This window comes from Rhizohabitans arisaemae (assembly GCF_025996515.1).
GTDB lineage: Bacteria > Actinomycetota > Actinomycetes > Streptosporangiales > Streptosporangiaceae > Rhizohabitans > Rhizohabitans arisaemae.
On record NZ_BLRH01000060.1, the window covers coordinates 478,844 to 492,146 of the forward strand.

A 13,303-nucleotide genomic window follows, 5' to 3' on the forward strand; every position below is an offset into this window, starting at 1 on the left:
GCTCAGCGCGCCGCGGTAATCGTTCCTCAGCCGACCGGGCCGAAGATGTCGATTCTGTCGTCGGCGCCGAGGCTCACGATGGCGCGCTTGGTGCTGGGGCGCTGGCCGTAGCCGGCCCGGGTGCGCTTGCGCTTGCCCTGCCGGTTGATGGTGTTCACCGACAGGACCTTGACGCCGAAGATCTGCTCGATGGCGATCTTGACCTGGGTCTTGTTGGCGTCCTTGCGCACCAGGAAGGTGTACTTGTTGTGCTCGTCGATCAGCCCGTAGCTCTTCTCGGAGACCACCGGCTTGATGATGACGTCACGCGGGTCGGGGATCCTGCTCACGCGTCCTCCTCCTTGCTAGCGGAGAGCCGCGCCACGACCTGGTCGTACGCCGCCTGCGTGAAGACGACGTCGTCGCTGCACAGCACGTCGTAGGTGTTGAGCTGCCCGGCGTCGAGCAGGTGCACCTCGGCTGCGTTCCGCAGGCTCAGCCAGGTGAGCTCGTCGTCGGCGTCGACGACAAGCAGCACCCGCCTGGCCTGGGTGATCCGGCGCAGCGCCTCAAGCGCGGCCTTGGTCTTGGGCGTCTCACCCTCGACGAGGGCGGTCACGATGTGCACGCGACCGTGCCCGGCGCGGTCCGACAGGGCGCCGCGCAGGGCGGCGGCCTTCATCTTGCGGGGCGTCCGCTGCTCGTAGTCCCGCGGTACGGGACCGTGCACGACGCCACCGCCGGCGAACTGCGGCGCACGGGTCGAACCCTGACGGGCCCGGCCGGTGCCCTTCTGCCGGTACGGCTTCTTACCGCCACCGCGGACTTCGCCACGGGTCTTGGTCTTGTGCGTGCCCTGACGCTTCGCCGCCTGCTGGGCCACCACGACCTGGTGGATCAACGGAATGTTGACCTTGGCCTGGAAGACGTCCTCCGGCAGCTCAACCGAGCCGGCCTTCGCACCGGCGCCGTCGAGCACGTCGATAACGGTGCTCACTTCGTCGCCCCCTTCTTGACAGCGCTACGGATCATGACAAGGCTGCCGGCGGCACCGGGGATCGCACCCTTGATCAGGATGAGACCCTTCTCGGCGTCCACGGCGTGAACCTTGAGACTCTGCACGGTGGTACGGACGTTGCCCATCCGTCCCGCCATGCGCAGGCCCTTGAAGACGCGGCCGGGGGTGGCGCAGCCACCGATGGAGCCGGGGGAACGGTGCTTGCGCTGCGTACCGTGCGAGGCGCCGAGGCCACGGAAGCCGTGGCGCTTCATGACACCCGCGGTGCCCTTGCCCTTGCTCTTGCCCGTCACGTCGACGTGCTGACCGGCCTCGAAGACATCGGCGGAGATCTCCTGGCCGATGGTGTACTCGGAGGCGTCATCGGTGCGCAGTTCGACGAAGTAGCGGCGCGGGGTGATCCCGTGCTTGCGCAGGTAGTCGCCGAGCGGTTTGTTGACCTTGCGCGGGTCGACCTGTCCGAAGCCCAGCTGGATGGCGGAGTAACCGTCACGCTCGGGGGTCCGGACCCGGGTCACCACGCACGGACCGGCCTTGACGACCGTGACCGGCACCATCCGGTTGTCCTGGTCGAAGACCTGGGTCATGCCGAGCTTCTCGCCCAGAACACCCTTGATCTGCTTAGCCATGTCAGTGCGTTCCCTTTAAAGCTTGATCGAAATGTCAACGCCGGCGGGCAGGTCGAGTCGCATGAGCGAGTCGACCGTCTTCGGCGTCGGATCGATGATGTCAATCAACCGCTTGTGCGTACGCATCTCGAAGTGCTCGCGGCTGTCCTTGTACTTGTGCGGCGAGCGGATGACGCAGTACACGTTCTTCTCGGTCGGCAGCGGCACCGGGCCCGCGACCTTGGCGCCGGTACGCGTCACGGTCTCGACGATCTTCCGTGCCGAGCTGTCGATGACCTCGTGGTCATAGGCCTTGAGCCGGATGCGGATTTTCTGTCCCGCCATGGTGGCCTCGGTGTCCTTCGCTGCTCTGTAGGGGGTTCTCCGGCTCCCACCGGACACTCCCTGTCCTGTCAAACCCCATGCGGTCGGCGACCGCGTGCTCTATTGAGATTGTCGTACGGCTTGCGCCAGCCGCCCGGTACGCACCGGAGCGGCTCGCGATAGCCGTACACCCTCAACAGCTGTCGCGCGTCACGGCGGCCGGCCCGTGGACCGAGCCCGTCTCACGGGCCCGGTTCGGCGGTCCGGCCGCCGAGAATACGCGCTACTTCACAATCTTGATGACCCGGCCGGCGCCGACGGTGCGGCCACCCTCGCGGATCGCGAACTTGAGGCCGTCCTCCATCGCGATCGGCTGGATCAGGGAGACGGACATCTCGGTGTTGTCACCGGGCATGACCATCTCGGTGCCCTCGGGCAGCGTCACAACGCCGGTCACGTCCGTGGTCCGGAAGTAGAACTGCGGCCGGTAGTTGTTGAAGAACGGCGTGTGGCGGCCGCCCTCGTCCTTGGCCAGGATGTAGACCTGGGCCAGGAACTCGGTGTGCGGGGTCGTGGTGCCCGGCTTGATGACACACTGGCCACGCTCGACCTGGTCACGCTTGATACCACGCAGGAGCAGCGCCGCGTTGTCGCCGGCGTGCCCCTCGTCCAGCATCTTGTTGAACATCTCGATGCTGGTGACGGTGGTGGTGGTCTTCTCGGTCTTGATGCCGATGATGTCGACGGTCTCGTTGATCTTCACGATCCCGCGCTCGATCCGGCCGGTGACGACCGTTCCGCGACCGGTGATGGAGAAGACGTCCTCGATCGGCATGAGGAACGGCCGCTCGGTGTCACGCGGAGGCTCGGGGATGTTCTCGTCGACCGCGTTCATCAGCTCGATGATGGAGTCCGCCCACTTGGCGTCGCCCTCAAGGGCCTTGAGCGCGGAGACCCGGACGACCGGCAGGTCGTCGCCGGGGAACTCCTGAGCGGAGAGCAGCTCGCGAACCTCGAGCTCGACGAGCTCCAGGATCTCCTCGTCGTCCACCATGTCGGCCTTGTTCAGAGCGACCACGATGTACGGCACGCCGACCTGACGGGCCAGGAGCACGTGCTCCTTGGTCTGCGGCATCGGACCGTCGGTGGCGGCGACGACCAGGATCGCACCGTCCATCTGAGCGGCACCGGTGATCATGTTCTTGACGTAGTCGGCGTGGCCGGGGCAGTCGACATGAGCGTAGTGACGCTTCTCGGTCTGGTACTCGACGTGCGCGATGGAGATGGTTATGCCACGGGCCTTCTCCTCGGGCGCCTTGTCGATCTGGTCGAACGGGGTCGCCTTGTTGAGGTCAGGGTGACGGTCGTGAAGCACCTTGGTGATCGCCGCGGTCAGAGTGGTCTTGCCGTGGTCGATGTGCCCAATGGTGCCGATGTTCATGTGCGGCTTGATCCGCTCGAACTTGGCCTTACCCACTGCTCTCTCTCCTTAGAGATTTCTGACTGGACTTTCGTCTATTCACTCGGGCACCGGTTCCCCGGCCTCACCGGCCGGGGATCCTTTCCGAGGCTCCTCGCCTTCGTGGCCCCCGTGGTGTCCCGGGCGACGATCACCATGGCGCCCGGGACAGGGACTCGAAGACTATTCGCCTCGCACCTTCGCGACGATCTCCTTGGCGATGCCCGGGGGCACCTCCGCGTAGGAGTCGAACTGCATTGTGTAAACGGCCCTGCCCTGTGTCTTGCTGCGCAGCTCGTTGACGTAGCCGAACATCTCCGACAGAGGAACAAGGGAGTTGATGACCTTGGCGCCGGAGCGGTCATCCATTCGCTGGATCTGCCCGCGGCGACTGTTGAGGTCACCGATGACGTCTCCCATGTAGTCCTCGGGCGTGATGACCTCGACGGCCATCATCGGTTCGAGGATCACGGCGTCGGCTTTGCGCGCGGCCTCCTTGAAGGCCATCGAGCCAGCGATCTTGAAGGCCATCTCGGAGGAGTCGACCTCGTGGAAGGCCCCGTCCCGAAGAGTGACCTTCACACCGACCATCGGGTAGCCGGCGAGCACGCCGAACTCCGCGGCCTCCTGGGAACCGGCGTCCACGGAGGGGATGTACTCCCTCGGGATACGGCCGCCGGAGACCTTGTTGACGAACTCGTACCCGTCGTTGCCCTCGCCGAGCGGCTCCAGGTCGATGATCACGCGCGCGAACTGACCGGAACCACCGGTCTGCTTCTTGTGCGTGTACTCGACCTTCTCCACCTTGCGGCGGATGGTCTCGCGGTAGGCGACCTGGGGACGACCGACGTTCGCCTCGACGTTGAACTCGCGGCGCATCCGGTCCACGAGGATCTCCAGGTGGAGCTCCCCCATTCCGGAGATGACGGTCTGGGCGGTCTCGTCGTCCCGGCGCACCTGGAAGGACGGGTCCTCCTCGGCGAGCCGCTGGATCGCGACGCCCAGCTTCTCCTGGTCGGCCTTGGTCTTGGGCTCGATCGCCACCTGGATGACCGGTGCCGGGAAGTTCATGGACTCCAGGATCACCTGATGGCCGGGGTCGCTCAGGGTGTCACCGGTGGTGGTGTCCTTGAGCCCCATCACCGCGACAATCGCGCCGGCCACGGCGTTCGACCGCTCCTCGCGCTTGTTCGCGTGCATCTGGTAGATCTTGCCGATCCGCTCCTTCTTCCCCTTGGTGGAGTTGATGACACCGGTACCGGTGTCGAGCGAGCCGGAGTAGATCCGGATGTAGGTGAGCTTGCCCAGGTGCTTGTCGCTCATGATCTTGAACGCCAGCGCCGAGAAGGGCTCGTTCGGGTCCGCGTGCCGCTCGATGACCTCCTCCTCGTTGCCGACCGCGTGGCCCTTGAAGGCCGGGATGTCGGTCGGAGCGGGGAGGTAGGCGACGATCGCGTCGAGCAGGGGCTGAACGCCCTTGTTCTTGAAGGCGGTGCCGCACAGCACGGGGTTGACCGCGCTGGAGAGCGTCGCCCGGCGGATCGCCGCGATGAGCTGCTCCTCGGTGGGCTCCTGCCCCTCCAGGAACAGCTCCATCATCTGCTCGTCGTTCTCGGAGATGCCCTCGATCAGCTTGTCGCGCCACTCACGGGCGGCCTCGGCGTGGTCGGCCGGGATGTCGACGATGTCGTACATCTCGCCCTTGGCCGCCTCGGCGCTCCAGAGCAGGCCCTTCATCTTGACCAGGTCGATGACGCCTTTGAAGTCGGACTCCACACCCCACGGGAGCTGAATGACCAGGGGCGTCGCGCCCAGGCGCGACACGATCATGTCGACGCAGCGGTGGAACTCCGCACCGACACGGTCCATCTTGTTCACGAAGCAGATGCGCGGCACGTCGTACCGGTCAGCCTGGCGCCACACGGTCTCCGACTGCGGCTCGACACCGGCGACGGCGTCGAACACGGCCACGGCGCCGTCGAGGACGCGGAGCGAACGCTCCACCTCGACGGTGAAGTCAACGTGGCCGGGCGTGTCGATGATGTTGATCGTGTGATCAAGCCAGCTGCAGGTGGTCGCGGCGGAGGTGATGGTGATGCCGCGCTCCTGCTCCTGCTCCATCCAGTCCATCGTGGCAGCGCCCTCGTGGACCTCACCGATCTTGTAGTTGATCCCGGTGTAGAACAGGATGCGCTCAGTCGTCGTGGTCTTGCCCGCGTCGATATGAGCCATGATCCCGATGTTTCGGACCTTGGCCAGGTCAAGAGCGGTCATGGTGGCCACTTCTCTCGCGTCCTCGTCGTCTCGTCGTCTTCGCCGGGGTTACCAGCGGTAGTGGGCGAAGGCCTTGTTGGACTCGGCCATCTTGTGGGTGTCCTCGCGCCGCTTGACGCTGGCCCCGAGTCCGTTGCTCGCGTCGAGCAGCTCGTTCATGAGCCGCTCGGTCATGGTCTTCTCGCGCCGGGCCCGGGAGTACTGCACGAGCCAGCGGAGCGCGAGGGTGGTGCTGCGCGAGGCGCGCACCTCCACCGGCACCTGATAGGTGGCGCCACCGACACGGCGGCTGCGCACCTCAAGGGTCGGCTTCACGTTGTCGAGCGCCCGCTTGAGGGTGACGACCGGGTCGTTGCCGGTCTTCTCCTTGCAGCCTTCGAGCGCGTTGTACACGATCGACTGGGCAAGCGAGCGCTTGCCGCTCAGCAGGACCTTGTTGATGAGCGCGGTCACCAGCGGCGAGCCGTACACCGGGTCGGTGATCAGCTGGCGGCGACCGGGCGAGCCCTTACGCGGCATTTCAGCTCTTCTCCTTCTTCGCGCCGTAGCGGCTGCGGGCCTGCTTGCGGTTGCGGACGCCCTGGGTGTCGAGCGAGCCGCGAATGATCTTGTACCGCACGCCGGGCAGGTCCTTCACACGACCGCCACGCACGAGCACCATCGAGTGCTCCTGGAGGTTGTGCCCCACCCCGGGGATGTAAGCCGTGATCTCGATTCCGTTGGTGAGGCGCACACGGGCGACCTTACGGAGCGCGGAGTTCGGCTTCTTCGGGGTTGTCGTGTAGACGCGTGTGCAAACCCCGCGGCGCTGCGGGTTCCCCTTGAGCGCCGGAGTCTTGGTCTTGCTGACCTTCTCCTGGCGGCCCTTGCGGACGAGCTGTTGGATCGTGGGCACCGCGTCTCCTGTCTTGCATAGCCGGTTATCGATGAGGTGGTGCTTTCGGCAGGTCCGCCGGTGTCTGACCTGCCTGTTTTCCCTCTCGGCCGACCCCCGTGGTCGGGCGTGTCGCACCCGGTTTCAACACCAGCCGCGAGCAACCCGGTCCAGACCCGGAGACCCAGTGGGAGAGAGCGCCACGCCCCCCGCCGACGTACCCACAGTCGGCTTCAGAGCGCACGCAAGCGAGCCCGTGAACTCACAGGCACGAAGGGATAGACTACCTACCCCATTGCGCCACGTCAAAGTGGCAGAATGGCAACCGCCACAATGGGCGATCGCAACTCGCACCATAGTCCTGTTATCAGGCTCTGCGACGAGTGTACAGCCGGATCACCACTCAACCGAGCATGAAACGGCAACTTTCCCGCCGCCGGCTCGCCCGCTTATCGGGCTTATGTGGACAGATCCCTCGTGATCAACTCTACCCGATCTTAGATTCGCGGTGCGTCGGCGGCCCTGCGGGCTCCCACCCTTCCCCGTCGTGATCGACCCGCCGGTCCACCACTCCGCCGGATATTGGCGAAAGCTTCACAAGGCGATGGCCGCGGCATAACCAAAGCCGCGTTCCGGCGACCGTTGCGCTCCCGCAGCCCATGCTCCACAACGATCGCACCGGAACCGAACGGTCAGACGATCAGCAGGACGACGGTCACGATGACGGCGATCGGGGCCAGCAGCATCGCCGCGTAGCCGATGACCGATGCGGCCTTGGCGCTTCCCACCGGCACCGGCGACTCCGCGTTCACGTGATGCGCCTTGATAACACCGACTACGGCTAGGACGAACCCCACCAAGAATGCAGGTAGCAGGGCGAACCCGGCGATGCTCCAGATCAACGCCTTCCGGCCACGGGCTTCCAGCTCCTGCCCCGGAGTGCCCCACCCGCCGGGCAAACCCGTCGGAGTGGCGGCCCAACCCGGCTGTGCGGCCCCCGGATAAGGCATCGCCGGAGCCGGATAGGACGCCGGCCCCTGGACAAACCCATTGGAACCCGGCCCCCACGCCTGCCCCGCCGCAATTCCACCCGGCGCAGGCGGCCGCCCGTCGGCGACCGGACCGGGAGTCCACGACGTCTGATCCTCCGGCGGAGCCTCAGCCACGGGCAGAATGGCCCAACCGTCCTCACCGTACCCGTGATCCCGCAAGTCGACGGTCTGACTCAGATCCGGGTCGACTCCGGCGGGGTGGCTTGCGGGCCGTGGATAGGCACCGGGCGAAGACGACGTCCCCTCCGGGGAGTTCTCCCAAACCGGCCGTACCCGCCCCGCCCCCGAATCCCCGGGATGGGGAGCAGCCCCTGGTGGAGGCATCGGTACGGGCTGCGCGGGCCACGAACCCAGGCTCGGGGAAGCCGCCACCGGATGGGCGGGCCACGACCCCGAACCCGGCGGAACCGACTCAGGCGCCGCCGCTGACACGGGGTGCGCGGGCCACGACCCGCCACCGTGCGGAACGGACCCGGGCGCGGGCGCCGACACCGGGTGCGCGGGCCACGAACCCGCGGACGAACCGGTTCCCTCAGATCCTGACCAGATGTGCCCACCTGCGTAACCGGGAGGCACGGGGCCGGGGGGAGGCGCCACCGGCCGGGCGGGCCACGAACCCGCGGAAGGGGGAGCGGGCCATCCCTGACCTGCGGCAGGAGGCTCCGGCGCAGCCATCCCGGGGCCGGACGGAACCGGCCCCGCCGGACCCTGAGTCCCCCCCGGAACCACCACAGGCTGACCCGGCCACGACCCCGCGGAAGGGGGAGCAGGCCATCCCTGACCTGCGGCAGAAGGCTCCGGCGCAGCCATCCCGGGGCCGGGCGGAACCGGCCCCGCCGGACCCTGCGGAACGTACGTCCCCCCGGGAACGGCAGGCTGACCGGGCCACGACCCCATCGGCCGACCCGCTCCACCGGTTTCCGCAGCTCCGGGATGCCCGTGGCCGCCCGCCGAACCGGGGGGCGTCGACCCCGACGGAGCCGTTACGGGCTGCGCCGGCCACGACCCGGAACCCGGCGGAGCGGGGTTCGGGGGTGCCGTCGCCGGAGCCCCAGGCGGCGCCATCGGCGTCGGAGGCGCGGGCGGGGAACCCGTCGGGACCGGTCCAGACGGTGCCTGGCCCGCCAGCCCCGCCGCAGACTCCGAATCGCCGGATTTCAGCGACGGTCCGGCGACCGGCACGTCGTGGAGGATGCGGCCTTCCCGGTCGATGCCGGCGGGGAGGCTGCCGAGGGAGATCGTCAGTTCGCCGTCGTCGACTCCGGCGGCCTGGACTCCGGGTTGCGTGGCGAAGGACTGGGTCGGCCAGCGCGATATGCCGAGGTTGTCCATCTCCTCCGATTCCGGCTCGTCAGGCGAGGCCGGCTCCGCCCGTACCCGGCTCCATGTCGCAACGGCGTCCTGCGGGGTACTTCGGCGGCTGTCCGGGGAGTCAGTGGGATCGGTCCCCCGCTTCGGTGACTCGGGGAACGCTTCGCCTCCACCACTCTGTGTAGTCATTCAATCTCCTTGCGCGTATCCAATAGGTCCTCGGCAACCTCGACAACACGCGCCTACGCCGCTCATACCCTCGACTTGTCGGGATATTGCGCCTTTCTTGATGAGATCTACCCTACTTCGTGCAATGTCCAATCAGCCGACCGTGCTCCGAGTGATTCGCAATCCGTAATTGTTATCGCAATACCCGTACATGTAAGCATCCCGAATTCGCTGCATAAAAGGTGAAGGGCGCTTGGACCTGAGGTCAGGTCCAAGCGCCCTTCCGCGAACCTCGCGGCCGACCGGCGGCCTCCGGGCGACTCACCCGGGGGTGCGAATCCGGCGGAGCGTCAGCGGCCGTACTGCCCGAAGTCGTACTCCTCCAGCGGCACGGCTTCGCCCGTACCGGTGCCGAAGGTGTAGTCGGTCGTCCCGTCGTAGCCGCCGACCGTGTACATGGCCGCCCGCGCCTCCTCGGTGGGCTCCACCCGGATGTTGCGGTACTGCGGCATACCGGTACCGGCCGGGATGAGCTTTCCGATGATCACGTTCTCCTTCAGGCCGAGCAGCGGGTCCGACTTGGCGTGAATCGCCGCGTCTGTCAGGACTCGCGTCGTCTCCTGGAAGGAGGCCGCGGAGAGCCAGGACTCGGTGGCCAGCGACGCCTTGGTGATACCCATGAGGACCGGACGACCGGCCGCAGGGCTGCCACCCTCGGCGACACAGGCACGGTTGACGTTCTCGAACCGCGGACGCTCGACGAGCTCGCCCGGGAGCAGGCTGGTGTCGCCCGACTCCAGAACGTTCACGCGCTTGAGCATCTGCCGGACGATGATCTCAATGTGCTTGTCGTGGATCGACACACCCTGAGAGCGGTAGACCTCCTGAACCTCGGCGACGAGGTGGAGCTGAACCGCCCGCGGACCGAGGATGCGGAGCACCTCGTTCGGGTTGACGGCACCGGCGATCAGCTGCTGGCCGACCACCACGCGGTCCCCGTCGCCGATCTTCAGGCGCGACCGCATGGAAACCGGGTAGGCGACCTCCTCCGAACCGTCGTCCGGAGTGATGATGATCTTCCGGGACTTGTCGGTCTCGTCCACCCGGACCCGGCCCTCGACCTCGCTGATCGGGGCGACGCCCTTGGGCACACGCGCCTCGAACAGCTCCTGGACACGGGGCAGACCGTGGGTGATGTCGGTACCCGCCACACCACCGGTGTGGAAGGTCCGCATCGTCAGCTGGGTCCCCGGCTCACCGATCGACTGGGCGGCGATGATGCCGACCGCCTCACCGACGTCGACCAGCTTGCCGGTCGCGAGCGAACGGCCGTAGCAGGTGGCGCAGACGCCGATCTTGGCCTCGCACACCAGGGTGCTGCGGGTCCGGACGTCGGAGATCCCCAGGTCCACCAGGGTCGTCACCACCTGGTCGGTGATGTCGGTGCCCCGGGTGACGACGACCTTGCCGTCCACCTCGATGTCCTCGGCCACGATGCGGCCGTGCACATTGCTCTCGGCGTTCTGCGCCTTGACCAGCTTGCCCTCGTGGTCGATCTCGCCCACGTGCAGGGTGACCGTCCGGTCCGTCTGACAGTCGATCTCCCGGACGATGACGTCCTGGGCGACGTCCACCAGACGACGGGTCAGGTAACCCGAGTCGGCGGTCCGCAGGGCGGTGTCGGCCAGACCCTTCCGCTGACCGTGCGTGGAGATGAAGTACTCCAGCACCGACAGACCCTCGCGGAACGAGGACTTGATCGGACGGGGGATGGTCTCGCCCTTGGTGTTGGACACCAGACCACGCATACCCGCGATCTGGCGGACCTGCATGGGGTTACCACGCGCACCCGAGTTGACCATCATCCAGACGGAGTTGGTCGCGGGGAACGCCTCCTCCATGTCCCTGGCGACGTCGGCGGTCGCGTGGGTCCAGATCTCGATGAGCTCCTGACGGCGCTCGTCGTCGGTGATCAGACCACGCTCGTACTCGCGCTGGACCTTGTCGGCCCGCTTCTCGTAGGCCGCCAGGATCTCCGCCTTGTTCGGCGGCGCGACGACGTCCTCGATCGAGATCGTGACACCGGCCCGGGTCGCCCAGTGGAAGCCCGCGTCCTTGAGCGCGTCGAGGGCCGTGGCCACCTGGACCTTCGGGTAGGTCTCCGCCAGCTCGTTCACGATCAGCGAGAGCTGCTTCTTGCTCACCGCGTAGTTGACGAACGGGTAGTCGGCGGGGAGCGTCTCGTTGAACAGGCAGCGACCGAGGGTGGTCTCCAGCCGGTAGCTGTCCCCGGGCTCGTAGCCGTCCGGCGCGATCCAGCCCCGGGGCGGCGGCGAGTCCTTCAGCCGTACCTCGATCTTGGCCTGCGGGTCGAGCTCACGACGGTCGAAGGCCATGATCGCCTCGGGGATGGATCCGAAGACCCGGCCCTCACCGGTCACGCCCTCCTTCAACGTGGTCAGCCAGTACAGCCCGATGACCATGTCCTGCGTGGGCATCGTCACCGGCTTGCCGTCCGCCGGCTTCAAGATGTTGTTGGTCGACAGCATCAGGATGCGCGACTCGGCCTGGGCCTCCGCCGAGAGCGGCAGGTGGACGGCCATCTGGTCACCGTCGAAGTCCGCGTTGAACGCGGTGCAGACGAGCGGGTGGATCTGGATGGCCTTGCCCTCGACCAGCTGCGGCTCGAACGCCTGGATACCCAGGCGGTGCAGGGTCGGCGCACGGTTGAGCAGCACCGGGTGCTCGGTGATGACCTCTTCGAGGACGTCCCACACGACCGCACGGGCCCGCTCGACCATCCGCTTGGCGCTCTTGATGTTCTGCGCGTGGTTCAGGTCGACCAGCCGCTTCATGACGAACGGCTTGAACAGCTCCAGCGCCATCTGCTTCGGAAGGCCGCACTGGTGGAGCTTGAGCTGCGGGCCCACCACGATGACCGATCGCCCGGAGTAGTCCACACGCTTGCCGAGCAGGTTCTGGCGGAACCGGCCCTGCTTACCTTTGAGCATGTCCGACAGCGACTTGAGCGGACGGTTGCCCGGACCGGTGACCGGACGACCACGACGGCCGTTGTCGAACAGCGCGTCGACGGCCTCCTGGAGCATCCGCTTCTCGTTGTTGACGATGATCTCGGGCGCGCCGAGGTCGAGCAGCCGCTTGAGGCGGTTGTTCCGGTTGATCACACGCCGGTAGAGGTCGTTCAGGTCACTCGTGGCGAACCGGCCACCGTCCAGCTGGACCATCGGCCGCAGGTCCGGCGGGATCACCGGGATGCAGTCGAGAACCATGCCGTTGGGCGAGTTCCGGGTGTTGAGGAACGCGGACACGACCTTGAGCCGCTTGAGAGCACGGGCCTTCTTCTGCCCCTTGCCGCTGCGGATGGTCTCCCGCAGGTTCTCCGACTCGGCGGCGAGGTCGAAGGAGACCAGCCGCTCCTGGATGGCCTGGGCACCCATGCCACCGCGGAAGTAGCGGCCGAACCGGTCCCGCATCTCGCGGTAGAGCAGCTCGTCGCCCTCCAGGTCCTGGACCTTCAGGTTCTTGAAGCGGCTCCACACCTCTTCGAGCCGGTCGAGCTCCCGCTGGGCGCGGTCGCGCAGCTGACGCATCTCCCGCTCGGCGCCCTCACGGACCTTGCGGCGCTGGTCGCCCTTGGCCCCCTGCTGCTCCAGCTCGCCCAGGTCGGACTCGAGCTTCTTCTGGCGGACCTCGATGTCGGCGTCGCGGCGCTGCTCGATGTGCTGCCGCTCCACGGAGATCTTGGCCTCCAGGGACGGCAGGTCCCGGTCACGCGTCTCGGCGTCGACATACGTGATCATGTAGGCCGCGAAGTAGATGACCTTCTCCAGGTCCTTCGGGGCCAGGTCGAGGAGGTAGCCCAAGCGCGACGGAACGCCCTTGAAGTACCAGATGTGGGTGACCGGAGCGGCCAGCTCGATGTGCCCCATCCGCTCACGACGCACCTTGGCGCGAGTCACCTCGACGCCACAGCGCTCACATATGATGCCCTTGAAGCGGACGCGCTTGTACTTACCGCAGTAGCACTCCCAGTCCCGGGTGGGACCGAAGATCTTCTCGCAGAAGAGCCCGTCCTTTTCCGGCTTCAGGGTCCGATAGTTGATCGTCTCCGGCTTCTTCACCTCGCCATGGGACCACTGACGGATGTCGTCGGCGGTCGCGAGGCCGATCCGAAGCTCGTCGAAGAAGTTGACGTCGAGCACTTGTTATCCCCTC

Annotated in this window: 9 protein-coding genes; all 9 read right to left on the minus strand. The window is 66.8% G+C overall.

From position 1 onward, the window contains the following. Nucleotides 1-26 precede the first annotated feature (26 nt). A complete protein-coding gene (gene rplW / locus RUR_RS30665) occupies nucleotides 27-329 on the minus strand; it encodes a 50S ribosomal protein L23 (protein ID WP_283138702.1) in 303 nt (100 codons plus the stop codon). Beyond that, on the minus strand, nucleotides 326-976 hold the full coding sequence (gene rplD / locus RUR_RS30670) for a 50S ribosomal protein L4 (RefSeq protein WP_283138703.1): 651 nt from the start codon (nucleotides 974-976) through the stop codon (nucleotides 326-328). The genes rplW and rplD overlap by 4 nt, the downstream gene beginning before the upstream one ends. Then, the gene (gene rplC / locus RUR_RS30675; RefSeq protein WP_283138704.1) at nucleotides 973-1,626 is read right to left on the minus strand and encodes a 50S ribosomal protein L3; all 654 of its coding nucleotides are present in this window, start codon (nucleotides 1,624-1,626) and stop codon (nucleotides 973-975) included. Before rplC ends, rplD begins: the two co-directional genes overlap by 4 nt. A gap of 15 nt (nucleotides 1,627-1,641) precedes the next feature. Beyond that, on the minus strand, nucleotides 1,642-1,950 hold the full coding sequence (rpsJ, locus tag RUR_RS30680; protein WP_283138705.1) for a 30S ribosomal protein S10: 309 nt from the start codon (nucleotides 1,948-1,950) through the stop codon (nucleotides 1,642-1,644). A gap of 262 nt (nucleotides 1,951-2,212) precedes the next feature. Then, entirely contained in the window at nucleotides 2,213-3,406 is a 1,194-nt protein-coding gene (gene tuf / locus RUR_RS30685) for an elongation factor Tu (RefSeq protein ID WP_283138706.1), read from the minus strand. A 165-nt stretch (nucleotides 3,407-3,571) separates the two neighbouring features. Continuing rightward, nucleotides 3,572-5,662, minus strand: a complete 2,091-nt coding sequence (fusA, locus tag RUR_RS30690) for an elongation factor G (RefSeq protein WP_428847036.1) — start codon at nucleotides 5,660-5,662, stop codon at nucleotides 3,572-3,574. A gap of 48 nt (nucleotides 5,663-5,710) precedes the next feature. Then, nucleotides 5,711-6,181 carry a 30S ribosomal protein S7 gene (gene rpsG / locus RUR_RS30695; protein ID WP_283138708.1) on the minus strand — a complete coding sequence of 157 codons (471 nt, stop codon included), beginning with the start codon at nucleotides 6,179-6,181 and terminating at the stop codon, nucleotides 5,711-5,713. A 1-nt stretch (nucleotide 6,182) separates the two neighbouring features. Then, a complete protein-coding gene (gene rpsL / locus RUR_RS30700) occupies nucleotides 6,183-6,557 on the minus strand; it encodes a 30S ribosomal protein S12 (protein WP_283138709.1) in 375 nt (124 codons plus the stop codon). Nucleotides 6,558-9,417: 2,860 nt separating this feature from the next. After that, nucleotides 9,418-13,290 carry a DNA-directed RNA polymerase subunit beta' gene (locus RUR_RS30705; protein ID WP_283138710.1) on the minus strand — a complete coding sequence of 1,291 codons (3,873 nt, stop codon included), beginning with the start codon at nucleotides 13,288-13,290 and terminating at the stop codon, nucleotides 9,418-9,420. Nucleotides 13,291-13,303 lie beyond the last annotated feature (13 nt).